The sequence below is a fragment of the Halomicrobium sp. HArcht3-1 genome (assembly GCF_058933345.1).
In genome coordinates, this window is sequence record NZ_JBZYDM010000002.1 from 96,115 (window position 1) to 119,117 (window position 23,003).

At 63.9% G+C, this 23,003-nt stretch carries 29 protein-coding genes; 14 read left to right on the forward strand and 15 right to left on the reverse strand.

From position 1 onward, the window contains the following. Positions 1-136: 136 nt before the first annotated feature. The 5 genes from AC5FRW_RS03520 to AC5FRW_RS03540 all read left to right on the forward strand — a co-directional run bounded on the left by AC5FRW_RS03520 (position 137) and on the right by AC5FRW_RS03540 (position 5,663). The gene (locus tag AC5FRW_RS03520) at positions 137-904 is read left to right on the forward strand and encodes an IclR family transcriptional regulator (RefSeq protein ID WP_493567044.1); all 768 of its coding nucleotides are present in this window, start codon (positions 137-139) and stop codon (positions 902-904) included. 660 nt (positions 905-1,564) lie between these two features. After that, the gene (locus AC5FRW_RS03525) at positions 1,565-2,113 is read left to right on the forward strand and encodes a KH domain-containing protein (RefSeq protein WP_493567045.1); all 549 of its coding nucleotides are present in this window, start codon (positions 1,565-1,567) and stop codon (positions 2,111-2,113) included. A gap of 177 nt (positions 2,114-2,290) precedes the next feature. After that, on the forward strand, positions 2,291-3,970 hold the full coding sequence (thsA, locus tag AC5FRW_RS03530) for a thermosome subunit alpha (RefSeq protein ID WP_493567377.1): 1,680 nt from the start codon (positions 2,291-2,293) through the stop codon (positions 3,968-3,970). Between the two features lie 552 nt (positions 3,971-4,522). Beyond that, positions 4,523-5,155: a SatD family protein gene (locus AC5FRW_RS03535; protein ID WP_493567046.1), complete on the forward strand. Its 633-nt coding sequence runs from the start codon at positions 4,523-4,525 to the stop codon at positions 5,153-5,155. Then, a complete protein-coding gene (locus AC5FRW_RS03540; protein ID WP_493567047.1) occupies positions 5,148-5,663 on the forward strand; it encodes a hypothetical protein in 516 nt (171 codons plus the stop codon). Before AC5FRW_RS03535 ends, AC5FRW_RS03540 begins: the two co-directional genes overlap by 8 nt. A 35-nt stretch (positions 5,664-5,698) precedes the next feature. Here the strand turns inward: AC5FRW_RS03540 and AC5FRW_RS03545 are convergent, their stop codons facing one another. The 3 genes from AC5FRW_RS03545 to lrp all read right to left on the reverse strand — a co-directional run bounded on the left by AC5FRW_RS03545 (position 5,699) and on the right by lrp (position 8,442). Further along, positions 5,699-6,019 (reverse strand): cupin domain-containing protein, encoded by a 321-nt coding sequence (locus AC5FRW_RS03545; protein WP_493567048.1) that lies wholly within the window; start codon positions 6,017-6,019, stop codon positions 5,699-5,701. Positions 6,020-6,239: 220 nt separating this feature from the next. Beyond that, on the reverse strand, positions 6,240-7,796 hold the full coding sequence (locus AC5FRW_RS03550; RefSeq protein ID WP_493567049.1) for an MATE family efflux transporter: 1,557 nt from the start codon (positions 7,794-7,796) through the stop codon (positions 6,240-6,242). 187 nt (positions 7,797-7,983) lie between these two features. Then, positions 7,984-8,442 (reverse strand): HTH-type transcriptional regulator Lrp, encoded by a 459-nt coding sequence (gene lrp / locus AC5FRW_RS03555; protein ID WP_493567050.1) that lies wholly within the window; start codon positions 8,440-8,442, stop codon positions 7,984-7,986. Between the two features lie 126 nt (positions 8,443-8,568). Here lrp and glnA point away from each other — a divergent pair, with 126 nt between their 5' ends. Further along, positions 8,569-9,918, forward strand: a complete 1,350-nt coding sequence (glnA, locus tag AC5FRW_RS03560) for a type I glutamate--ammonia ligase (protein WP_493567051.1) — start codon at positions 8,569-8,571, stop codon at positions 9,916-9,918. Between the two features lie 284 nt (positions 9,919-10,202). Here glnA and AC5FRW_RS03565 read toward each other — a convergent pair whose 3' ends face one another. Further along, positions 10,203-11,540 carry a YihY/virulence factor BrkB family protein gene (locus AC5FRW_RS03565; protein WP_493567052.1) on the reverse strand — a complete coding sequence of 446 codons (1,338 nt, stop codon included), beginning with the start codon at positions 11,538-11,540 and terminating at the stop codon, positions 10,203-10,205. A 71-nt stretch (positions 11,541-11,611) separates the two neighbouring features. Between AC5FRW_RS03565 and AC5FRW_RS03570 the strand changes: the two genes are divergently transcribed. Beyond that, on the forward strand, positions 11,612-12,007 hold the full coding sequence (locus AC5FRW_RS03570) for a hypothetical protein (protein WP_493567053.1): 396 nt from the start codon (positions 11,612-11,614) through the stop codon (positions 12,005-12,007). A 68-nt stretch (positions 12,008-12,075) separates the two neighbouring features. Beyond that, positions 12,076-12,540 carry a hypothetical protein gene (locus tag AC5FRW_RS03575; RefSeq protein ID WP_493567054.1) on the forward strand — a complete coding sequence of 155 codons (465 nt, stop codon included), beginning with the start codon at positions 12,076-12,078 and terminating at the stop codon, positions 12,538-12,540. Here AC5FRW_RS03575 and AC5FRW_RS03580 read toward each other — a convergent pair. Then, positions 12,488-13,594, reverse strand: a complete 1,107-nt coding sequence (locus AC5FRW_RS03580) for a tRNA (guanine(26)-N(2))-dimethyltransferase (protein WP_493567055.1) — start codon at positions 13,592-13,594, stop codon at positions 12,488-12,490. The genes AC5FRW_RS03575 and AC5FRW_RS03580 overlap by 53 nt on opposite strands. Before the next feature lie 48 nt (positions 13,595-13,642). Beyond that, on the reverse strand, positions 13,643-14,176 hold the full coding sequence (locus AC5FRW_RS03585) for an NUDIX hydrolase (protein WP_493567056.1): 534 nt from the start codon (positions 14,174-14,176) through the stop codon (positions 13,643-13,645). 93 nt (positions 14,177-14,269) lie between these two features. Between AC5FRW_RS03585 and AC5FRW_RS03590 the strand changes: the two genes are divergently transcribed. From AC5FRW_RS03590 to AC5FRW_RS03600, 3 genes are all read left to right on the forward strand, one after another. Continuing rightward, positions 14,270-14,617 (forward strand): hypothetical protein, encoded by a 348-nt coding sequence (locus AC5FRW_RS03590; RefSeq protein WP_493567057.1) that lies wholly within the window; start codon positions 14,270-14,272, stop codon positions 14,615-14,617. A 71-nt stretch (positions 14,618-14,688) separates the two neighbouring features. After that, positions 14,689-16,383, forward strand: a complete 1,695-nt coding sequence (locus AC5FRW_RS03595) for a histidine kinase N-terminal 7TM domain-containing protein (RefSeq protein WP_493567058.1) — start codon at positions 14,689-14,691, stop codon at positions 16,381-16,383. A 100-nt stretch (positions 16,384-16,483) separates the two neighbouring features. After that, positions 16,484-16,792, forward strand: coding sequence for a DUF7344 domain-containing protein (locus AC5FRW_RS03600; protein WP_493567059.1), 309 nt, complete (start codon positions 16,484-16,486; stop codon positions 16,790-16,792). 12 nt (positions 16,793-16,804) lie between these two features. Here AC5FRW_RS03600 and AC5FRW_RS03605 read toward each other — a convergent pair whose 3' ends face one another. Then, positions 16,805-17,464, reverse strand: coding sequence for a helix-turn-helix domain-containing protein (locus tag AC5FRW_RS03605; protein WP_493567060.1), 660 nt, complete (start codon positions 17,462-17,464; stop codon positions 16,805-16,807). A 213-nt stretch (positions 17,465-17,677) separates the two neighbouring features. Here AC5FRW_RS03605 and AC5FRW_RS03610 point away from each other — a divergent pair, with 213 nt between their 5' ends. Both AC5FRW_RS03610 and AC5FRW_RS03615 read left to right on the forward strand, forming a co-directional pair. Beyond that, positions 17,678-17,863, forward strand: a complete 186-nt coding sequence (locus AC5FRW_RS03610; RefSeq protein ID WP_493567061.1) for a hypothetical protein — start codon at positions 17,678-17,680, stop codon at positions 17,861-17,863. 18 nt (positions 17,864-17,881) lie between these two features. Beyond that, positions 17,882-18,127 carry a HalOD1 output domain-containing protein gene (locus AC5FRW_RS03615; RefSeq protein ID WP_493567062.1) on the forward strand — a complete coding sequence of 82 codons (246 nt, stop codon included), beginning with the start codon at positions 17,882-17,884 and terminating at the stop codon, positions 18,125-18,127. Positions 18,128-18,153: 26 nt separating this feature from the next. On the opposite strand, the gene hisH is transcribed toward AC5FRW_RS03615, so the two are convergent. The 4 genes from hisH to AC5FRW_RS03635 form a co-directional block, all read right to left on the reverse strand. Further along, complete coding sequence (gene hisH, locus AC5FRW_RS03620; RefSeq protein WP_493567063.1) at positions 18,154-18,798, reverse strand: imidazole glycerol phosphate synthase subunit HisH; 645 nt, start codon at positions 18,796-18,798, stop codon at positions 18,154-18,156. 80 nt (positions 18,799-18,878) lie between these two features. Continuing rightward, positions 18,879-19,466 carry a uracil-DNA glycosylase gene (locus tag AC5FRW_RS03625; RefSeq protein WP_493567064.1) on the reverse strand — a complete coding sequence of 196 codons (588 nt, stop codon included), beginning with the start codon at positions 19,464-19,466 and terminating at the stop codon, positions 18,879-18,881. Positions 19,467-19,504: 38 nt separating this feature from the next. Continuing rightward, positions 19,505-20,068: an endonuclease dU gene (locus AC5FRW_RS03630; protein WP_493567065.1), complete on the reverse strand. Its 564-nt coding sequence runs from the start codon at positions 20,066-20,068 to the stop codon at positions 19,505-19,507. Positions 20,069-20,141: 73 nt separating this feature from the next. Then, positions 20,142-20,324 carry a DUF5786 family protein gene (locus AC5FRW_RS03635; protein ID WP_493567066.1) on the reverse strand — a complete coding sequence of 61 codons (183 nt, stop codon included), beginning with the start codon at positions 20,322-20,324 and terminating at the stop codon, positions 20,142-20,144. Between the two features lie 115 nt (positions 20,325-20,439). On the opposite strand from AC5FRW_RS03635, the gene AC5FRW_RS03640 reads away from it, so the two are divergent. After that, complete coding sequence (locus tag AC5FRW_RS03640) at positions 20,440-21,051, forward strand: MBL fold metallo-hydrolase (RefSeq protein ID WP_493567067.1); 612 nt, start codon at positions 20,440-20,442, stop codon at positions 21,049-21,051. Here the strand turns inward: AC5FRW_RS03640 and AC5FRW_RS03645 are convergent, their stop codons facing one another. From AC5FRW_RS03645 to AC5FRW_RS03660, 4 genes are all read right to left on the reverse strand, one after another. Further along, positions 21,052-21,666: a hypothetical protein gene (locus AC5FRW_RS03645; protein ID WP_493567068.1), complete on the reverse strand. Its 615-nt coding sequence runs from the start codon at positions 21,664-21,666 to the stop codon at positions 21,052-21,054. It abuts the gene before it with no gap. A gap of 54 nt (positions 21,667-21,720) precedes the next feature. Continuing rightward, positions 21,721-22,164: a DUF3592 domain-containing protein gene (locus AC5FRW_RS03650; RefSeq protein ID WP_493567069.1), complete on the reverse strand. Its 444-nt coding sequence runs from the start codon at positions 22,162-22,164 to the stop codon at positions 21,721-21,723. A 65-nt stretch (positions 22,165-22,229) separates the two neighbouring features. After that, positions 22,230-22,379: a 50S ribosomal protein L40e gene (locus AC5FRW_RS03655; RefSeq protein ID WP_493567070.1), complete on the reverse strand. Its 150-nt coding sequence runs from the start codon at positions 22,377-22,379 to the stop codon at positions 22,230-22,232. 181 nt (positions 22,380-22,560) lie between these two features. Further along, the gene (locus AC5FRW_RS03660; RefSeq protein WP_493567071.1) at positions 22,561-22,950 is read right to left on the reverse strand and encodes a DUF7473 family protein; all 390 of its coding nucleotides are present in this window, start codon (positions 22,948-22,950) and stop codon (positions 22,561-22,563) included. Between the last annotated feature and the right edge of the window lie 53 nt (positions 22,951-23,003).

Below are 23,003 nucleotides of genomic sequence, written 5' to 3' on the forward strand. Positions count from 1 at the left end.
TCGATACGGGCTGCTGTTCGCACCACACGAACAGTCTGAGCGGTCCGTCGACCCAAACAGGGCGGACGCCGCTCACGGACCGATCGGTGTTCGCACAGTGCGAACGTATATACCGGTCGCGGACGACGGAAGTGACATGACAGACACAGACGGTCCGGCTGTCGCGACCACGGCGATGAGCTTCGAGATCATCGACGCCGTCGACGAACTCGGCGGGGCGGGTGTGAGCGAACTGGCGCGCCGACTCGACCGCTCGAAGAGCGGCGTCTACAAGCACCTCCAGACGTTGACCGACGGCGGGTACCTCGTCAAGACGGGGACGACATACTACGTCGGCCTCAAACTATTGACCTTGGGCGCGGGCGCACGCGAGCGGTTCCCGATCGAAGCCGGGCGGACCGCCGTCGACAGTCTCGCTGCGTCCATCGACAACACCGTGAGTCTCGTCCTCTACGAGCGTGGCACGGCCGTCAGCGTCTACCAGCAACGCCCGCCGGGCACGGAACGAACGGAACTGACCGTCGGCGATCCGTACCCGCTGCACGCGACCGCCGCGGGCAAGGCGATGCTGGCGTATCTCCCCGCCGACGAACGCCGGAGAGTGCTCGATAGCACGGACCGGGCGGCGTTGACGGAGGCGACACTGACCGACGCCGACGAACTGTCCGAAGAACTCACGGCGGTCCGTGATCGCCGGGCCGCGTTCGAACGAGGCGAGTACAGCCCGTCGACCCGGGGCGTCGCAGCGCCGATCCTCGACGGTGGATCGCCGATCGGTGCCATCGCGGTGTCGGGCACCGACAGTGAACTCGACAGCCAGCGACTCGAAAACGAGATTCCGGGAATCGTCGTCAGCGCCTCCCGCTCGGTCGAGAACGCGGTACAGCGAGAGGGGTCGGCGTAATCCGTTCGCGCAGTGCGAACGGTTTCCGGCTGACGGGGCACTGAGCGTCGTGAACAGGCGACAAACGTTCGCACTGAGCGAACAGTGACGGTGAGAACGGTCATCTCGAACGCGGGAACGGCAGCGAGAAGCTATCACGACCACGTATACCGTCGGCAGCACCTAATCTAACACCAGTACACTCGTTATTTTCCTCGACCGACCGCGGCTACGTTCCGGTCGTGGCGTCGCGCCGATCGTCACCCCAAGTGTTTCAGATTTTTTAGATTTAAAAGTAGTTCTAAGATTTCAAGTACCTCTCGAATTTTGAATCCGACATCACCTCGTATTGGCCCTACAGACAGTCTAAGCCGGATTTATCGTAGCAATAGCTTCAGATACCGGCTGGTCAGCAATCTCGGTCGAGAATCGGCAGGCTATGCCAAAAGTGGCGTTTAAAGTGTTTCAAAGTGCGATGTTGGGACTGAAAGATGAACGACGGGAGAATTATCTGATTTTGAGAAATATCTGCCTCATACGTATAGTATAAATTTTATATGTCTGTCGCAGTTTCGAACAGCGGGACTCGAACCGGACCGTGTGGTCGTCGGGGTGGTGAACAGCCCCGCAAGTCGAGGGACGAAGCCTTAACTGTCCGCATACAGTACCACAGCGTATATTATGCAACACGTGAAGATTCCGCAGGACCGCATCGGCGCACTCATCGGCGAAGGAGGTGAGACTATGCGCGAAATCGAGGAGCGAGCGGAAGTGCGACTCGATATCGACTCCGAATCTGGCTCGGTGAAGATCGAATCCGTCGGCGACCCGCTGACCGGACTCAAGGGACCCGACATCGTGAAAGCCATCGGCCGCGGGTTCCACCCCGAGGACGCACTGGCGCTGCTCGACGACGAAATGATGATGTTCGATATGATCGACATCGACGCCGCCTCTCGAAACCAGAACGACTTCACTCGCCAGAAGGGGCGACTCATCGGCGAAGGCGGACGCACGCGCGAACTCATGGAGGAACTCACCGGTGCCTCCGTCGTCATCTACGGGTCGACGCTGGGGATCATCGGCGGTCCCGAACAGGTCGACGCCGTCCGTGAAGCCGCGGAGATGCTGCTCGATGGCGCACCGCACGGGTCGGTCTACTCCTTCCTCGAACGCAAGCACAACGAGATGAAACAGAAGGGACTGAACTACCACCAGTTCCACGGGTAGCTCGACGCGACGACCACGACACCGCTCGGCTATTTGGCGAAAATCAGTATTTAAACCCTCGGTTGGTATCATGTAACACGCTGTTCGATGGGGACCCGTGTGGCGGATTCCCCCACCGCCACCGATAGCTTTATATAGAATCACATTCAATCAATCGGACGTATGAGTCAGCGTCAGATGCAGGGTCAGCCGATGATCGTGCTGGGAGAGGACTCCCAGCGAACCTCCGGTAAGGACGCACAGTCGATGAACATCACGGCCGCACAGGCCGTCGCGGAGGCCGTACGGACGACACTCGGCCCCAAGGGCATGGACAAGATGCTCGTCGATGACGCTGGCAGCGTCGTCGTCACGAACGACGGTGTCACCATCCTCGACGAGATGGACATCGAGCACCCCGCAGCCAACATGATCGTCGAAGTCGCACAGACCCAGGAAGACGAGGTTGGCGACGGGACGACGACTGCGGTCGTCATCTCGGGCGAACTCCTCTCGGAAGCCGAGGACCTCATCGACCAGGACATCCACGCTTCCATCCTCGCACAGGGGTACCGTCAGGCCGCCGAGAAGGCAAAGGAAATCCTCGAAGAGCAGGCTGTCGAGGTCGGTCCCGAAGACACCGAGATGCTCGAAAAGGTCGCCGGCACCGCCATGACCGGTAAGGGCGCCGAGTCCTCGAAGGAAGTCCTCTCGCAGCTCGTCGTGCGCGCTGTCCAGTCCGTCGCCGACGACGGCGAGGTCGACACCGACAACATCCAGCTGGAAGTCGTCGTCGGTGGCGCAACCGACGAGTCCGAACTCGTCGAGGGTGTCATCATCGACAAGGAGCGTGTCCACGACAACATGCCCTTCGCAGTCGAGGACGCCAACATCGCGCTGCTCGACACCGCGATCGAGGTTCCCGAGACGGAACTGGACACCGAGGTCAACGTCACCGACCCCGACCAGCTTCAGCAGTTCCTCGATCAGGAAGAGGCGCAGCTCAAGGAAATGGTCGAGGACCTCAAGGAAGCCGGAGCCGACGTCGTCATCACCCAGAAGGGTATCGACGACATGGCCCAGCACTACCTCGCACAGGAGGGCATCCTCGCCGTCCGCCGCGCGAAGAAGTCCACGATTCAGGCGCTCTCGCGATCCACGGGCGCACGCATCGTCTCCAACATCGCCGACATCACCGAGGACGATCTCGGCTTCGCCGGCAGCGTCGCTCAGAAGGACGTCGCCGGTGACGAGCGCATCTTCGTCGAGGACGTCGAGGACGCAAAGGCCGTCACGATGATCCTCCGCGGCGGCACCGAACACGTCGCCGACGAGGTCGAGCGCGCCATCGAGGACTCCCTCGGTGTCGTCGCCGCCACGCTGGAGGACGGTCAGGTCCTGCCCGGCGGCGGTGCACCCGAGACACAGCTCGCTCTCGGTCTGCGTGACTACGCCGACTCCGTCGGGGGCCGCGAACAGCTGGCCGTCGAGGCCTTCGCCGACGCCATCGACGTCGTCCCGCGCACGCTCGCAGAGAACGCCGGTCTCGATCCGATCGACTCGCTGGTCGATCTGCGCAGCAAGCACGACGGCGGCGCGACCACGTCCGGTCTCGACGCCTACACCGGCGAAGTCGTCGACATGCACGAAGACGGCGTCGTCGAACCGCTGCGAGTCAAAACCCAGGCCATCGAGTCCGCCACCGAGGCGGCCGTCATGATCCTGCGCATCGACGACGTGATCGCTGCTGGCGACCTCAAAGGTGGCGGCAGTGACGCTGGCGACGACGACGAAGGCCCAGGCGGCCCCGGCGGCGCGCCCGGCGGTATGGGCGGCGGCATGGGCGGCATGGGCGGCGGCATGGGCGGCATGATGTAAGCGAGGTTCTGAGTAACACGAAGAACCTCGGAAAGGCGAACGGGCCTGTGGCCCGTGAGCCAAGGAGCGGCGAGCGCAGCGAGGCGCTCCGAACTGCCGAGCGGGAGTGAACGACACACGAGTCGAGTCGACCCGAACGCAGTGAGGGGCGACCGTGAAGCCGAGCGGAGAATGTAGTGACCCGCAAGGCCTGTGATACGGTCACCCCCATTCGTTCGATACCTACTCTCACAGCCCTAACGCTCCCGCACCGCATCCCGACCGATCTTCTTTCGTTTCGCACCTGATAGCGGTTGCGCTGTCAACGATTTCGGAAGAGCACCTACGAGACGATACAACTCCATCTTTCGTTCGATCGTGTTACAGCAATCCGAACGCGCCGAACAACTACCCGGGGAGGGACATCGAAAGGGCCCGAACATGCTCCGGGCGAAACGATAATATGGTATGCGGTGGTCTAACAACTCAATATGGTTGTACTCAGCCAAGACAACTCCTATGGCCTGTTCCAGATGAGCAGCGGAGCCTATTTCGTCAACCCTCTGCTTAGTCATGAGTGAAAAACGATACGTTGTCCTCGTCGATGTTATCGATTCTAGAGAGATCGAAGATAGGGGATCGTTTGAAAAGGAGTTGACTGGGGCGCTAAAAGCGATCAACAAATCGGAGCGAAAACATATTTCAACCCCATTTACTCAGATGAAAGGAATCGATGAATTTGGAGGTGTGCTCAAGAACCTTGCCGCTGTTCCCGCTGTTCTCTCGGGTTTCCTTGACCGAATACATCCGACAACCGCTCGCTTCGCGATTGCAAGTGGCGAGATTGATGTTGGTGAAGGGAGCGAGACGGTTGCATTGATGGATGGACCAGCGTTTCATCGTGCCAGTTCACTCCTACAGAGTATCGAACAGAGTGGGTTCTATGTTGGCGTAGATACAGGACAAGAGATCGATCAGGTGGTCGCAAGCGCCCTCAACTTATTACTTATAGAGAGGGAGAATATCACAGATCGACAAATGGAAGTGATACTCGCGTACGAACGACTTGGAACGCAGGTCGAGGCTGGCGAGGAACTAGGCCTCAAACAGCAAGCCGTGTCAAATGCACTTCGTCGAGCGAACTACGATCGCCGTAAAGAGATACGACAAACGCTTTCGGATGCACTAGCTCAGGTATATGACTGACGCGGTTCAGACGCTCTCGCGACAACGGGTGTTAGCAGATAGTCTAACATCCGTTGCCGGTTTGTCAGGGGTCGGACTGGGCCTGTTTTACGGGTGGCAACCGGCGTTCGTACTCGGTGTCTATGGCTTCGTGATGGGTACGAGTACTGCAGTTGTGACCTATTGTCTGACGAACTTTACCGGGATTACGATCGGCGAAAATCACGAGGAGAGGACGGAATCGACATGGGTACAATTCAAACAAGTCTTCACCGGCGCAAAGCTGGAAGATGATGATGACATCGAACAAGACACCGGTTGGCTGATTGGACGCATCGAAAACATTCTGGTACTCACACTTGTACTGGTTGGAGAATACACTGCATTGAGTATCATCTTCGCAGCAAAATCGTGGGTTCGACGAGAGGACACTGCAAGTGGAAATACGACCTACTACCTGGCTGGAACACTTGTAAACTTCACCTATTCTATCGTAATAGGTATCGGAACCGCAGGGATACTCACCTGATACGACAGCAGTTTTTGTAGCCAAACCAGCCAGATCTACGGTGCGCCGACGAGCACGAACGTACTCGCTTCGTCGCCGTTCTCGATTTCGCGTGTCGCGTCGGGTGCGATGCGCAGTGCATCGCCGGGTTCCATCCCGACGGCCTCACCGTCGACGACGACCGTCGCCGCGCCCTCGACGAGATAGTAGACCTCTTCGTGGTCGTCGTCGGCGTGGTCGTGGGCCATCCCGCTCCAGCCGGGTTCGCAGTCGACGACGGTCAGTCCGAGCTGCTCGGCGTCGAGTTCGTCCCTGAGGAAGTACATTGCGCCTGCGCGTGGCTCCACGTCTTCGTAGTTTGCTTTGGTGTATGTCATCACGACACAGTTCTCGCGCCAGTGACAAAGACGTTGAGGGGCGCGGTCCGGGGAGAGACGACCGACGGGCGGTCGTCAGGTGCGCCGGGGAAATCAATCGCCCTTCCCGTCTCTGGTGTCGACGACCGACGGGCGGTCGTCAGATGCACGGAGAGATCAGTCGCCCTTCCCGGCTCTGGTGTCGACGACCGACGGGCGGTCGTCAGGTGCGCCGGGAAGATCAATCGTCCGCAACCGCGGCAGCCGATTCTTCGGTAAGGTCGGCGTCGCGCCAGGTACCCTTGGCGAACCAGGCGTAGGCGAGCACCGCCGCCAGCACGTTCGAGACGGCGAAGCCGAACCAGATACCGCGAGAGCCAAGCGAGTAGGCGAAGGCGTCGGCCACCAGTGTGCCGGCGAAGATGTCGGTCGTGATCGTGCCGAATCCGGGCACCGGGAACGACACCGTCGAGATGTCGATCACGCGGGAGGTGACCCACGACACGGGCAGGCGGATGAACCCGAGCATCAAGATTGCCAGTGCTGCCGCGACGAGCGTCTTGCCCGAGCCACGGAAGCCGCCGGAATACGCGCGAACGACGCCGATGAATCCAAAGGTCGGGGCGACCCAGCGCAGGAACTCCGCACCGATGCGGACGACCTGCTCGTCGGGGCTAAACACGTTGACGATGGCCGGTGCGGTGAAGAACACGACGACGCCCGCCGCCGCGAGGATGCCGAAGGAGGCCTTCGCAGCGAAGTGGTTGGCCGTGTTGGCCCGATCCGGCTTGCCCGCGCCGATGTTCTGGCCCGTCATCGTCTCGACGCCGCGGTCGACCGCGATGGCGGGCATGAAGATCAACGAGAAGATGCGGGTCCCGACGCCGAAGGCCGCCACCACGGGGGTCGAGAAGGTACCGACGACGATCAGCATGAGATTGACCGAGATGGAGCGACCGGTCCCCTCGATAGAGGCTGGCACGCCGATACGCAGCAGCTTGCCGACGTAGCCCGGATCGGGGATCATCTCACTGGGGACGATCTTGACCCCGCGCGTTCCCGAGAGCATGATCGTGAGGCCGACGGCCATCGCCACCCCGCGAGAGAAGATCGTCGCGATGGCCGCGCCTTGCACGCCCAGTTCGGGGAAGGCGATGGTCCCGACCAGCGGGGCCGACTCGACGACCGTCCACCCGAAGATGAGGAACGGGTCGAGGATCACGTTCAGGACGACCGTCCCGAACATCACGAGCATCGGCGTGACAGTGTCGCCAGCGCCCCGCATCAGCGAGATAAACACGAAAAAGCCAAACAGGAAGGCAAGTCCGAGTGCCATCACCTGCAGGTACGCGGTCGCACCCGGCAACACGTCCCCGGAGGCCCCGACCAGTCGCAGGAAGTCCTCGATGAAGAAGTAGCCGGTCACCCCGAAGAGGACCGACGCCATGATCGCGAAGGTCACCGTCTGGGAGGCGGCGTACTGGGCTTTCTTCGGTTCGTCTGCACCGGTGTGCTGGGCGACCAGCACACTCCCGGCGACGGAGATGCCCATCCCCAGCGAGATGAGGAAAAACACCATCGGGAACGCAAAAGAGATGGCCGCGAGCGCCTCCGTGCTGTACTGACCCAGCCAGAAGGTGTCGGCGAGGTTGTACGCGACCTGCAAGAGATTCGTGACGATGATCGGCAAGGAGAGGAAAAAGAGCGGCTTCCCGATCGAGCCACTGGTCAGTTCCAGTTCGTCCGGACCGCGAAAGACCATCGAGAAACGGCGTTTGAGTCTTTCGAACAGGCTCATGTCGAGCACACGCCCCTGTGAGATGCCCCACGTCGTCGACGCGAGGGAGGGACCGGCGGCTGGTGGGGGACTATCATCAGTTACATTAACTGACTAATCAGTCAAGAAGCTTTGGATATCGGATCGACCCTGTGAGACCGATGCACGGCTCACCGATAGGGTGACCCAGCGGAACGGCGAAAACTGATTATTCGGGCAGGTCGAGGTCGAACTGCTCGTGTTCGCTGGCGGCGTTGAGCACGACGCTGGTGTTCGACTCCTTGATCTCGGGATCGGTCAGCAGTTCCTTGATCTGGCTGTTCATGCCGTCGGTGTCGGAGAACTTCCCGACGGCGATGATGTCGTAGTCGCCCGTGACCTCGTACACCGAGATCATCTGTTTGTGATCGCTGAGCGTGTCGGTCACTTCGGGCAGCGAGGACCCTTCGACCTTGAGCTGGATGATCGCCGTCACGTCGTAGCCCAGTTCGTCGTAGTCGACCTTCGGCGTGTAGCCCTGAATGATCCCGTCGTCCTCCAGCGCAGAGAGGTGGTTCGACACCGTCGTCACCGACACGTCGAGGTCTTCGGCGAGGCTTCGGAGGCTGGCACGACCATCGCCCAGAAGTTCATTCACTAGCTTCCGGTCGAGATTTTCATACGTCATTACATCGGTACAGGTCCCCCGGGGATTAGAATTTTACGAATATGCAATTCCCCGGCGCAGGCCCGAAAGCTTTGCGCAAAACGGCAGCATTTTAGTAATGGCAGTGTTCCTTCCCGGTGTCCAAAGATGACAAGCGAACTCTCACCGGAAGCGGAAGACGTACTGGAGGAAATCGAAGAGAAGAACGTCGACTTCCTGCGCCTGCAGTTTACCGACATTCTGGGGACGATCAAGAACGTCTCCGTGCCGGCCGACCAGGCCGAGAAGGCCTTCACCGAGGGTATCTATTTCGACGGCTCCTCGATCAACGGCTTCGTCCGGATTCAGGAATCGGACATGCGTCTCGACCCGGACCCAGAGACGTTCGCCGTGCTCCCGTGGCGCAACGACGACGAGAGCGCCGCCGGGCGCCTCATCTGTGACGTTATCGACACCTCGACGGGCAAGCCATTCTCGGGCGACCCGCGTGGCGTCCTCAAGCGCGCCATCGCACGCGCCGAGGAGATGGGCTATACGGTCAACGCCGCACCCGAACCGGAGTTCTTCCTGTTCGAGGAAGACGACGAGGGCCGGGCGACGACCAAGACCAACGACGCCGGTGGCTACTTCGACCTCGCACCGAAGGACCTCGCACAGGACGTGCGCCGTGACATCATCTTCGGTCTCGAAGACATGGGCTTCGACATCGAGGCCTCCCACCACGAGGTCGCACAGGGCCAGCACGAGATCAACTTCACCTACGACGACGCCCTCTCGACTGCGGACAACGTCGCGACCTTCCGCGCCGTCGTTCGTGCCATCGCGTCGGAACACGACCTGCACGCGACCTTCATGCCCAAGCCGATCCCACGGATCAACGGCTCGGGGATGCACACGCACTTCTCGCTGTTCGCAGACGGCGAGAACGCGTTCCACGACGAAGACGACGAGTTCAACCTCAGCGACACGGCAAAGAGCTTCACCGCCGGCATCCTCGAACACGCCGAGGCCATCGCCGCCGTCGCCAACCCGACCGTCAACTCCTACAAGCGTCTGGTCCCGGGCTACGAGGCACCCGTCTACGTCGCCTGGTCCGACCGCAACCGCTCTGCACTGATCCGCAAGCCTGCGGCCCGCACGCCCGCAGCAAGCCGAATCGAGGCTCGCTTCCCCGATCCGTCGTGTAACCCGTACCTCGCCTTCGCGGCGCTCATCCACGCCGGGCTGGACGGTATCGAGAACGATCTCGAATGCGACGACCCCGTCCGCGAGAACATCTACGAGTTCGACGAGGCAAAGCGCGAGGAGTACGGCATCACCACGCTGCCGTCGAACCTCGGCGAGGCCATCGACGCACTCGAAGCAGACGAGGTCATCCAGGACGCACTGGGCGAGCACGTCTACGAGAACTTCGTCGAGGCCAAGACCCAGGAGTACGACGACTACCGCGTCGACGTCTCCCAGTGGGAACTCGACCAGTACCTCGAGACGTTCTGAACGCGCCACGCGCGTTCAGAGCACGCGGGTCCCAGCCCGACGAAGTCGGGTGTCCCGAGACGTTCTGAAATCGGCCCTGCCGGTTTCAGTGCTCGATGGACGACGCCGTCCATCGGGTCCTGACCGTGTGCTGACTTCGACTGTCCCATTTTTCGCGACACCGTCTTCGACGACCGGAGAGTCCCGACGACACGGAGAAAAGCAAAGCCCGTCGTCACGCTGGCGACGCTAGTGTGGTCGCGTTCGGGGTCGCTAGCCGGCGAGAACGGCGGCGGTTCGTCTGCTCAGTTGCGGAGCCGGTCCAGCAGTCGACGCGGCAGTCCGGCAGCGCCAAGCCCTAGGCCGGCGGCGATCATGACGACGTACAGGCCGAGCGTCGACAGCCAGATGACGAGCATCGCCAGCACTGCCCACAGGCCTTGGTCCTGCAGGTAGTAGAACGCACCGAGAGTCATCACGGTGCCATACAGTAAGACGAGGTAGGGACCCCAGCCCCGGACGTGGCCCCGGCGCATCCGGCGGCGGACGTACCGCCGGAGGTCGTCCTCGACGTCCTCGCGGTGGAGGGTGCGCGATTCGACGTCCTCGCGGAACTCGTCGAGTTCGGCACGCAGCGCGTCGAGTTCTTCCTGTGTCGGGTTGTCTCTGGCGGTGGGGTCGTCGGGCGGTGGCGTCTCGCCGTCAGTCGTCGCGCCTGCGCCCGTCGAACTGCTCGTCGGCGTCGCGGTCTCGTCGCTCGGGCCATCGGGACCGTCGCCGGTGCGGTCGTCCGGTGGCGGCGTCTCACCGTCCTCGCCTGTCATCGTTGGTTCGATGTGGGCGGCGGCCTGTTGTAGCTGCCGGTCCTGATCGTCCGTCGTGAGGACCGCGTTGACGACCGCACCCAGCAGGAGGATCACGCTGGCGAAGTAGAACCACGTCACGAGCAGGAGGACCGCGCCGACGGCACCGTACAGCTGATAGCCCGTCGCGAAGCTGGTGTACAGCGAGAAGAGTGTCCCGAGCAGCGTCCAGCCGACGGCAGCGACGACCGTACCCGGAAGCACGTCAAGCAGGCGAAGGTCCCGATCCGGGAAGACGTAGTAGATCGGCAGGAAGGCGAGTGCGAGCATCCCGGTCAGTGCGATCGTCCCCAGGACCCCCGCCACTTCGACGCCCGAGAGGACGACCAGTGTGTTGACGACGGCCAGTGCGACGATGGCGGCCGTGATCCCGGCCAGCGCCGTCAGCGCGTCCCGGAGCTGGGCGAGCAGCGACTCGACTTCGTCGGTGGCGTAGATCCACGAGAAGGCGATGTCGAGACCGCGAAACACCCGGAGACCACTCCACAGCAAGATGACGAGTCCCAGAACGGTCACACCGGCGCGCCCGCGGGCTTCGAACAGCGCCTCGATGAGGACCGCCGACGCCGCCGGCGTGAGGACCGTTTCGAGGCTCTGGGCGATCCGGGTCGCGAACGCCTCTCCGCCGACGGTCGAAGCGAGGACCAGTGCAAACAGACCCAGCGGAAACAGCGAGACGAACATGTAGTAGGCGATACTGGCGGCGAGAAAGGACACCTGCGAGTCCCTCGCGGTGGCGACGATCCGTCGACCGATCGCGACGGCACGACCGAGTTGCACGTCAGAGCGTGCGAGCGCGTGGCTAATAATAACACGGAAGCCCTATGACACGAGGACACGTTCCGCCAGATATGCAACGCGCGCTCGATCAGCGTGCCATGGAAGCGACCGCGCTCTCGCTGGTCGCCAGTGGCCTGTTGATCGCCGCCAGCCTCCTCGGTGTCGGTGGTGGTCTCGGACTCGTCGCGGGTCTCGTCGTCCTCGCAGCACTGCTTGCCGCCGGCAAAGATCGGCTCCCACAGCCCGGTGTGGTGTTCAGTCACAACGTCGATCTGTATCTCCAGGACCTCTGGATCGGCCCGGCACTGGCCGCGCTGGCGACGGTCGTCGTCCTCGGTGCGACGCCCGCCGAGATTCAGACCGTCGGCGGCCTGATCGGGTTCGTCGGGATGGTCAACTACTTCCTGCGGCCGGTGTATCACTTCGTGCTCTCGCTTGTCGAGCGGGTCGCCGGGGCGGTCGCCTGAGCCTCGTTCGGCCAGCGAACCCCCGGCTGGTCAGAAAGTTTAGTTGCCAGCGGGTCCACGTTTCGCCGATGCTCCCGCGCCGCGACGACATCCTCCTCGCGTTCGGTCTCGGATTGCTCGCTCTCGGGTCGTACCTGCCATGGATCCGAGTAGCGACAACCGGCGCAGTGCTGACGGTCGGTCTCCCGGGAATGGATTCGGGGCTCGATCTCTGGGGGCTGCTCGTCCTCCCGCTGGCGGTCCTAACTGGTGTCGTCTGGCTCTGGCAACCACGGCGGCGACTGCATCGCTGGGTCGCCACCGGCACCGGAGTGATCGCTTCGCTGTGTTCCCTAGTCGAACTCCACGAGTTCCCGTCTTACGGCGGGTCGTTCGCCCCGGGAAGCGGCGTGTACGTGACGCTACTCGGTGGCGTCGTCGTGCTCGCCGTGAGCGGCTACCGAACGTACGTGTGCTGGCGCTTGTCGGCTGACGAAGACGCTACTTGCCCTGCGTCGCCGCCCGAATCTCGGTCACGTCGGCGTCGGTCTTGAACGTCGTTCCGCCGTAGTGGGTGCGAGAGGCGTCGTAGCCCGCCGAATCGAGCGCGTCCAGGAAGTCGTCCATCGCGGGCGCACCGACGCCCCAGCGCTTGCACAGGCGGTGCTGGTCGTAGTGCGTCGGCGTCGGGAGTTCCGCGGCGAGCGTCTCCAGCAGGTCGGTGGCTTGCTCGGCGGTGCCCATGTCCTCGGTGAGGTGGTCGGCGACGGTCTCGGTGAAGGCCGGCTCACAGGTCGCACCCAGCCAGAGGGGGCCGGCGGTCTGGAGGTGCTGGCCGCAGTTGGGGCAGTTTCCGGGCGAATCAGCGTGAAGGCCCTCGCTGTGTGCGCGATAGAGACACTGCTGGCAGTGGTAGACGTGGCCGATGTCGTCGAGAGCGGCGTTGGCGACGGTCGCGCCCTGTTCGAGTTCGAGGTAGGTGCGAGCGTAATGCTTGGTGGCGTGACTGAGGATCGGGCGTGCGGCCAGATCGTAGCGGGCGGCGGTCCGCACCATCGCACCCAGCAGGATGCGCATCCCCATCTCGGCGTGGTACTCCGTGTTGCGCGGGATGGCGCTGTAGGAGCGGACGCCGCTCTCGAAGTGTGCGCCACACAGCGGCGCGGTGTCGGTCGCCGTGACACAGACGAGGTCGCGGGTGCCCTGAAACGCGGCGTCGACGAAGGGGATCGGCGTCCCGAAGGGGTCGATGTCGACCACGTCCCACGGGTCGCGGTGCATCGTAACGTTGGCGTCCTCGTGGCGGACCTCGGCGGCCAGCCCGTTGCGTTCGAGGTTGCGCTCGCAAAGCTCGACGGCGTCGGGGTCCACGTCACACAGCGTCGTCTCCCAGCCGTCGGCGGCGGCCCGGACGCCACGGATACCGCTGGCGGCGGTGGCATCGAGATAGGACTCGGCGCGTGGCTCGCGCTCGCGGTAGGCTCGCAGCGTGGCGACGGTCAGATCGCGGTTCAGTTCCTGTACGGGGTTGAAAAAGACGTTCTCGCCTCGACCAGCGTCGGCCTGCTCTGGCACCTCGACGGTGACCTGTCCCTCGGTGACGCGCATACCCGACTGGAGCGGAGCGGTCGTGGTAAGTCGTTCGAAGCCGCTGTATCACTCCGCAGCGGGAATCGAGAGGTCTGCGAGGTCGTCGTACAGCAGGGGTTCGGGGTGGTGGTCCCACCAGCGCGCGGCGGCGATCTCACCCGGTTGCGGTTCGGGGGTGACGTGCTCGGCGCGGCCGTGGAAGACAACGATCAGTCGGTGGACTGGCGGCGCGCCCTCGGTCCCGATCGCGACCCGCTGTGCGAGCGCGACGCCGGTGATCGACGCCGCGATGCCGGTCTCTTCGCGGGTCTCCCGGCGAGCGGTCGCTTCGAGGGACTCGCCGGGTTCTTGCTTGCCGCTTGGCTCGGCCCACGCCGTCTCGCCGTCTTTGCGCACGAGCAGGACCGCCCCGTCGTCATCGACCGGCCAGATGCCCGCGCCGCCGACGGTCCCACGCTCGAAGCGGTCGACGATAAACTCGTAGTGCTCGCGCGACCAGTCCCACCGTTTGTCGACCACCGGGACCACGTCGTACTCGGCGTCGAGACGGGCGAGTTCGTCTGCGACCCGCGCCCGTGATTGTTCCGTGATTCCGTCCATATCCGACAGCGAGACAGCCACGGGCGAAAACGGCCGCGGTTCGGCCCGCTCGGTCACCGAACCTGTTTTGACGGTCGTCTCGCAAAGAGAGGTATGAGCGCGGTCGAGGAGTGGATGGCGATGCTCGACGACGCGGGGGCGCTGACGCCAGACGCCGTCGACCGCATCGTCTCCGTCCACGGCGACCGGGGCCAACAGGCCATCGAGGCCGTCGGCGAGCAGCGGGTCAAGACCTACCGCGACTTCACGGTCGTCGTCGGCCACGACGACGAGTACGTCGTCGAAGACGGTGGCTGTGACTGTCCCGACGCCACCTACAACCTCGACACCGACGATCCCGAGGAGTTGTGCTGGCACGCCATCGCCGTCCGCATCGCCGAGGCGATCGATGCCACCGACGACCACGACATGTGGTACTCGGACGTGCGCGATTTCCTGTAGGCACCAGCGCCCACCGGGTGGGGGCAAAATGACCAGCATCTGTAAGTAGCTGTATCCGCTTTGTACAGGCTATGGCCGGCACCTGGATCGTCGTCGCGTCGTTGCTCTCGGGTGCGGGCACGCTGTACCTGATCGCGCGACTGTGGCGCTATCGGGAGAAGCCCGGCGCGACGTGGTTCCTGCTCTCGCTCGCCTGTCAGGCGCTGTGGAGCGTGAGTTACGCGGCCTCCCTGCTCGTGTTCGACCGAACGCTCAGGCTTGCACTGGGCGTGCTCGGCTGGGCGTTGCTGGCCGGGATCGCCGTCTACTTCCTCGCGTTCGCACTGTCTTACACCGGGCGGGGCCACCTCGTCCGAACGCCGTGGTACCGCGCACTGGTGACCCTGCCGGCGGTGGCCGTCGTGTTGCTGGGGACGAACCCGCTCCACGGTCTCGTCTGGACCGATTTCACCGTCGTCGAGGTCGCCGGTCTCGCGGGTGCGACCTACGACCTGCGCCTGTGGGCGACCATCGTCGCGACGGGCGCGGTCCTGATCGCGCTACTGGGGAGTCTCGTCCTGTTCGATACGGTCCTCAGCTACGGCCGGCTGTACCGGGGTGAGGCGATCGCCGTCGGCGTGAGTACGGTGCCGCCGCTGTCGGCCGTCGTCGTCTGGCTGTACGGCATCGGGCCGGTGCCGGCGCTGAACTTCGCGACGGTCATGTTCCTGCCCCACATCGCGCTCGATGCCTACGCCTTCGTCGGCAGCGACATGTTCGACTTCCACCCCGCCACGCGACGGGAGGGCGAGCGGGCCGCCATCGAGGACCTCGGGAACCCCGTCGTCGTCGTCGACGAGCAGAACCGGATCGTGACACTCAACGCCGCCGCCGAGTCGGTGCTGGGCGTCGACAAAGCGACCGCACTGACCGAACCGCTGGCGACGTTTCTGGCCGACGAGACGTTCGACGGTGCGGACACGACCGACCGGGTGACGATCACCACCGACGGTCGCCTCCGAACCTACGGTCTCGCGTCGACGCCACTGGAGAGCGCCACCGAGCGACTCGGGTCGACGATCGTCCTGCAGGACATCACCGACGACATCCAGCGCGAGCAACGTCTGCAGGTGCTCAACCGCGTGGTCCGGCACAATCTCCGCAACGACATGACGGTGATCTACGGCTTCGCCGAGGCCGCCAACGACACCACCGACGACGACGAGGTCACCGACCTGCTCGACACCGTCGAGCGAAAGGCCGACGAACTGGTCGATCTGGGCGAGAAGGCCCGCGCCATCGAGGGCGTGCTGGCAGCCGATCGGACCGAGACGGCCGTCGACCTGCACGCGCTGCTCGACACCGTCGTCGACGAGATCGATTCGCCCACCCCCATCGCTGTCGACTGTCCCGAGCTATCGATCACGACCGATGGGGAAACCCTCGGGGTGCTGTGTGGGGCACTGATCGAGAATTCGGTGGAACACGGTATCCCGGACGAACCGGCGACGGCCGCCGACGGCGACGCACCCGTCCGGGTGGCCGTCGAACGCGACGACGCTGGCATCACCATCACCGTCAGCGACGACGGTCCCGGCATCCCCGAACACGAACTCGACGTACTGGACGCCGGCGAGGAGACCGATCTCGAACACTCGACCGGGCTGGGCCTGTGGCTGTCCTCGTGGGCGACCCGTCGACTCGGCGGGGATCTGACCTTCGAGACCGACGACGGGACGACCGTGACGCTGTGGCTCCCGGACGACGCTGAAACCTCGTCGGCGTGAACCGTCGGGTACGCCACCGGTACGAAGCAGGGGTGTAGATGGAACACTGGCATGGTAAGCCATGGTGAAAGAGCATCCCGTGTCGTGAACAAGACAGAGCATGGAAGATACCGGGTACCTCGCGCTGGCCGACCAGCGCCGACGGCAGATCCTGATCGAACTGCTCGAAACCGTGTCTATCGATCTCTCGGCACTGATCGCCGCGAGCAGCGAGTCCGCCAGGCACGTCCGTATCGCATTGCACCACCGGCACCTCCCGATGTTGGCCGAGGCGGGGTATATCACGTGGAACCCAGCAGCCGAAATCATCGAGCGTGGACCGCAGTTCGACGTGATACGACCACTGATCAAGACCGTCAGCGGAGCGGTCGACACGGACAGCGGACAGGGATCAGCGACCGTCGATTGAGCCGGCCGGCGCTCACGACTCCTCGAGGTCCGCTGTCAGCAGAGTGTGTTCGGTCAGGGTGATGATCGCCCGTCGCAGCCGTTCAGTCGTTGCCTGATCGGAGATGTCCAGTTTCGCGGCCAGTTCCTTCGTCGAGATTCCGCGTGGGATCGAGTAGTATCCCTCGGTCACGGCGGTCAGGAGCGCCTGACGCTGGGGGTAGGAGAGTCCGTAGTACGGCCCGCTCTCGGGCTTGGTCGGATTGTAGATCCGACGAACGTCCAGCCCGATGCCACCGTCTTCACAGTAGGATTTGAACTCCGAGAGCCGCTCGTGGCTGGAAAATCGGAGTTCGAACTCCCAGAGGTCGGCGTGACCGGTCGCTTCCAGTAACTGCGCACCCGTTTTCGAAAACGCCTCGAAGAGCGTGTCGGCATCGATCGACCAGCGAAACGCATACAGCACCCGGTTCTCGTGTACCTCCGTCTGTCGAAGGTTCTCGACGGCCGGGTGTTCGCGCACGACACGCTCGAACTGCTCGCGGTCGTGGTCGTGGACCCAGAAGAACGGGACCGTCCGTTCACCCATCGGCACCATCGTCTCCAGAACGACGGTCACCGGCTCTTCCATGGTGAGAATCCGCCCCAGTTCGAAGTCCGTCGGCGGGATACAGATGTCTGCAATGACGCTCATTATCGTAGTGACGAGACGGCAAGGCAAGAATTGTAGGCCAAATTGAATGTCATGTCGGAATTGAACACATGGTACACCATGCCCCTCTTCGGGGTTTTTATGTTTGCGACACTACTGGTGGATACGGACAACGCAGTCCAGACCTCGAATCACTGACGGCCACACCGGATCGATCGGTTCGTGCGTCTGTCGACGGACGGTCCGACCTTCACGATGACAGACCATCTCGACGACGATATTACGACGGACGACGACTTCGAAGCAGCCCTGACAGCACTCGTCACGGCGGCCCACGAGAACGGCCTCACGGTCGGCGGCCCGTGGCTCTGTCACACCAGCGACGGACTGCCCGACTGGGAAGCGACGATCGTCGAACTCGACGGTAGACGGGCCGACTGAACAACGGAGATCACCGAAATGCAAAGCTCACCCAACGAACCCCTCACCGCGACGATCCTCGAAGCGATCGCCGACCACCGCGGTCTCGCTGTCGACGACCTCGATTTCGTCCTCCAGAACGTCATCGATGCCGACGCGCTGAACGCACTGGCCTGCCACGACGGAGCGGCCTGGTCGTTTTCGTTCACGCTCGACGGCCACACCGTCACCGTCGACAGTGACGGTCTGGTGCTGATCGACGGCGAAGCAGCGGCGGCCGCGTGATTACGACTCGTCTCGCTCGGTGATGCTCACTCAGCGCAGATCTCGACGAAGTTTCGCAAGATCTGCAGCCCCGTCTCACCCGACTTCTCCGGGTGGAACTGCGTGCCGAAGACGTTGCCCGCCTCGTTGGCGACGACGCTGGCGAAGTCGGTGCCGTAGTCGGTCGTCGCGACGACGGCGTGGTCGTCCGCTGGGTCGGCGTAGTAAGAGTGGACGAAGTAGGCGTATTCTCCATCGACGCCCTCCACGAGTGGATGGTCCCGTTGCACGTCGAGTTCGTTCCAGCCCATGTGGGGGACGGTCTGGTCAGCCTCGAAGCGGACGTTCTTGCCCGGGACCAGGTCCAGTCCCTCGGCGTCGCCCTGTCCCGCGTGGTCTGCCTCCTCGCTCGTCGTCAGGAGCATCTGCATCCCGAGACAGATGCCAAAGAGCGGCGTCCCCGACTCGGCCTGCTCGACCAGCGCGTCGCGGAAGGGACCGGCGTTCTCCATCCCCTCGCTGAACGCGCCCACGCCCGGCAGGACGATGCCGTCCGCTGCCCCGAACTCGGCTGGCTCGGCCGACAGCGTGACATCGGCACCGGCCCGCTCCAGCCCACGGGTGACACTGCGGAGGTTCCCGAGTCCGTAATCGACGACGACCACCTCGGCGGCGGTCTGTTTCGTTGCCATACGCTCGCTACACGGGGTATCGGTAAGTGGCTTCCTGTTCGGTCAAACGTCGCGGGAACGCGGTCGCTCGCGGGGAGAGTCTAGAAGTCCCCGAGTCGACGCTGGCCGCTCTCCTCGTCGGTGTAGTCGGCGGCGGTCGCGATGGCGTCGGTGAAGGTCGACTCCTGACTCCGGTCGTACAGCGTCGCCGCCGGGTGGACACACACCAGTAGCTCGCGGCGCTGCCCGGCGATCTCGGGGTCGAACACCTGTCCGGCCTCGCTCGTGACAGCCACGTCCCGCTCCAGCAGGTGCTGGGCGGGCACCTTCCCGAGCGTGACGATCAGTTCGGGGTCGACCAGTTCGATCTCGCGTTCGAGGTAGGGTCGGCAGTTCGCGAGTTCTTCGCTTCGCGGATCGCGGTTATCGGGCGGCCGACAGCGCACGCAGTTGGTGATCCGAACGTCACCGCGGTCCAGTCCGGCGTCCATGAGCGCGTCGTCGAGCACGTCGCCGCTGCGACCGATGAAGGGTTCGCCCCCCTCGTCCTCCTGTGCACCGGGTCCCTCGCCGACGAACAGTAGCTCAGCGTCGGCCGGGCCGGTGCCGTTGACGATCCGTGAGCGGGAGGCCACGAGGTCGTCACAGCGCTCGCAGGCCGTCACGTCGAGACCGTCCATCTGGTCCATGCGCTGGCGTGGGTGGCCGGCGACAAAAGTACACCCGATTACGTCTCAGAGCGGTCGAAGTCGTCGGCGGCGCTGGCTGCGAGTCGCGCCACTCTGAGCGGTTCCGGTCGGCCACCTTCGGGCGTGAAGGCCCGAACCACGTCGTCTGCCGCGCCGTCGTCGATACCGACGCTGCGGACGTACACCGTCTCGTCGGTGACCGACAGGCGTCGCCGGGCGGGCTGGCGCTCGTAGGTCGCCAGCCGATCCGCGACGGTGTCGGCATCGTCGAACGCCTCGCGGATGGCCGATTCGAGGCCGCCGCTCTCCTCGTAGGTGACCGAGACGACCGGCAGACCCGTCTCCTCGTGGAGGCGATGCAGGTCGAGGATGTTGAACCACGCCAGCGCGATGCCCGACAGGAGGAGATAGCGCACGTCGTCGCGGTCGAGGCGCTCGACCATCGCGGCGACGGCGGCAGTCGCGTCGCTCCCGCCGACAGTACAGCGACCGAAAACGAAGCCGTCGGTGACTCTGCTCGCGCGGACGACCGCACCGGCGAGGGTGCTGGTCGAACCACGGTAGGACTCCGCGATACCGAGCGCGCGGACGCCGGCTTTCATCGATGTCGTCGGACCCTGCGCCCGCCGGACGTGGACGGACGGACGCACTGGACGGGATCGACGACTGAACTGCTCACGTGTTTTCGTCTTTGATGTCTGACAGGCGATCCAGCAGTTCGTCGTTCGAGGCCGTAAACTCGAACTCTACATCACCGTCGTGCTCGTTTTCCGACGTGGACAGGCCGTCCTCGTCGTCGTAATCTGTGTCGTACTCCTGATTGTCTTGCTCAGATTCATCGTAGCTCCCGAACCCCATACATGTAACCATTATAGATTCCCCGTGATAAATTACTCGGCGATTATTCCTCCACAGCCACGGTGAACGCGAGAGCAACACCACACTGAAGCGCCGGCCGCCCGTTCTCTCAGGCATGGAAGTCCACACCGTCACCGCGGACGCGGAGACGTTCACCTGCAACGCCTATCTCGTCGACGGCGCGGTCACGACACTGGTCGACGCCGGGGCCTACGCCGGTGTCGTCGGCGCGATCCGGGACCACGTCGACACCGTCGATCGGGTCGTCCTGACCCACCAGCACGGCGACCACGTCGCCGAACTCGACACCGTGCTGGACGCCTTCGACGCCGAGTTGCTGGCCTACGGCGAGCACCCGCGCCGGGACCGCGCGCTCGCGGACGGCGACACGATCCAGCTGGGCGACGACGAGTTCGAGGTGGTGTACACGCCGGGACACGCCGACGACCACGTCTCCCTCGTCTCCGAGACCGCCCTCTTCTCCGGGGACGTGGTCGTCCACGACGACGGCGCGTTCGACGACGGGAGCTTCGGCCGCACCGACTACTCCGGCCAGTCACGCGAACGGCTCATCGAGTCGATCCGCGACCTGCTCGACCGGATGGGCGACGGCGTCGAGCACATGTACGCCGGCCACGGCAGCGTCTTCGACGGCGACGTACGCGCCGTCGTCGAACGGGCGCTAGAACGCGCCGAGCGACGAGAGCCGAAGTATCCCGACGAGTAGCTACTCCAGCAATCGCCCGAGCACGTACAGTGTGGCACCGACCGCAGACAGCGGTGCGTGGACGGTGCTGGTGACGCCGCCGCGACTGATGGCGACCTGACTGGCGAGACCGTCGACGACCGCCGTCACGGCGACGTCGAAGCCGACGCCGTCGAGCGAGCCGACATCGTGGGGTGCAGCGGCGATGAACATCGCGGTCGTGCCGAGGACGACCAGCAGGAGCGTCGTGTGGGTCTGCGTCCAGTTGGGCAGGGACTCGGTGAAGGCGGTGACGATGGCAAACAGGGCAGCGACGGCGACGACGATGCCAGTCACCAGCAGTGGGTCGGCCGTCGCGAGCGTGACGATGGAGACGATGCCGACCGCCACGAGGGCGACGGTGACGCCCATGTACTGCAGCGAGAAGCCGTCGTGGATTCGTAGCGTCCACGTACAGGCCAGCGCGGTCGTGATGATGTAGGCGATCCGGTGCAAGATTGTGGAGATGCCCACGGCGAAGCCACTGGCGGCGAAGACGAACTGCACGACCAGCAGGAGGAGGAGGACACCGACGGCCTCGACGACGCTGATGCCCGGGAACGCCGCCCGGGGGTTCGCTGCGGTACGGTTACTCATAACTGGCTGGTCAATACACGGGCCACAATAAGGTTCTGTGGGATTCGGCCGCGATCACAGGACCACGCCGACGACGGCCGCCCCGGCGGCGACGAGCGCGCCGGCGGCAAAGAGGACGAGCCACGACTGCCCGCCCTCCGGTGGGACCAGTACCGCACGCTGGGGGTCGTCAGGATCGTAGTGGACCGTCACGTCGGCGTCGTCGTGGTACTCACCCAGCAACACGGTCCCGCCACGGCGATCCAGCGGCGACGTGTTCGCCCGCACCCGGTCGTGCTCGTAGGTGATACCGTCGACGGTGTACTCGTAGCGCACGTCGGGCGTGTAGTCGCCCCGCCGAGCACTGGCGTCGGCGTCGAGATCGGATTCGAGCACCGTTCCCGCGGTCGTCGCGTCGTATGGGTTCCCGAGGGCTGTGCGGTAGTACTGCAGGGAGCCGTAGCCAGCGAGCACGAGACCGCCGACGAACGCGAGCAGGAGGGGCGCGATCGCGAGCATGGGGACCGCTCACTGCGAAGAGAGGTATGCCTACCGATAGGCGAGGACACGAGAAGAGCGACGGCTCAGGTCGAGCGGGGTTCGCTGGCCTTCGGGCGGAGCTTCTTGTAGCCGCACTTGCGGCACTTCTCGGTTCGGGCTGGGTTGCGCGCGTTACAGCGCATGCAGATCTGCTTGTTGAGGAGCCGCTCGGACGCTTCTTCGAACTTAGCCATACACGGCTGTTCCCGTCGGCGCGGTTAAGCGTTTCCGAATCGACTCGCAGGAGCGACCCCGTTCGTGTACAGTCTCGACTGGACCACGCTGCACTCGAAACGGTCGCGTGCAGCCGAGTGCCATCGAATCACTCGCTCGTCCGCCACACAGCACGCCACTGCGATCACACAGTAATGGGTCCTACACGAGTCCGAAGATGTTGTTCAGCGCGAAGCCAAGCACGGCGGCAAAGGCAAAGTGCAGCAGGACGAGCGGTGCGGCCGAAGACCACTTCAGTCGGTAGACGTAGCTGATCGCGAACAGATCCGTCAGGAGCGTCGCGCCGATCGTCACCAGCACGAGCAGGCCAGTGCCGCCGTACTGCTGGAGGAGCAAGGAGACGATCGCTGGCGCGACGGCGGCGTACGCGGCCCGCTGGCTGGGGACCTCGCCGATGAAGAACGTCGCAGCGAGGTGGAGCGTGACGGCGTAGAACAGCCACGTCACGAGCAGCGTGACGACGATCGCCAGCAGACCGCTACCGGCGACACTCTGCAGAGGGAGCATGCCCGTCGCTAGGGCGAGCCCCATAATGGAAGCATCGAAGGGAGAGCGGGAGCTACGAGGGGAGAAAATCGGCGAGA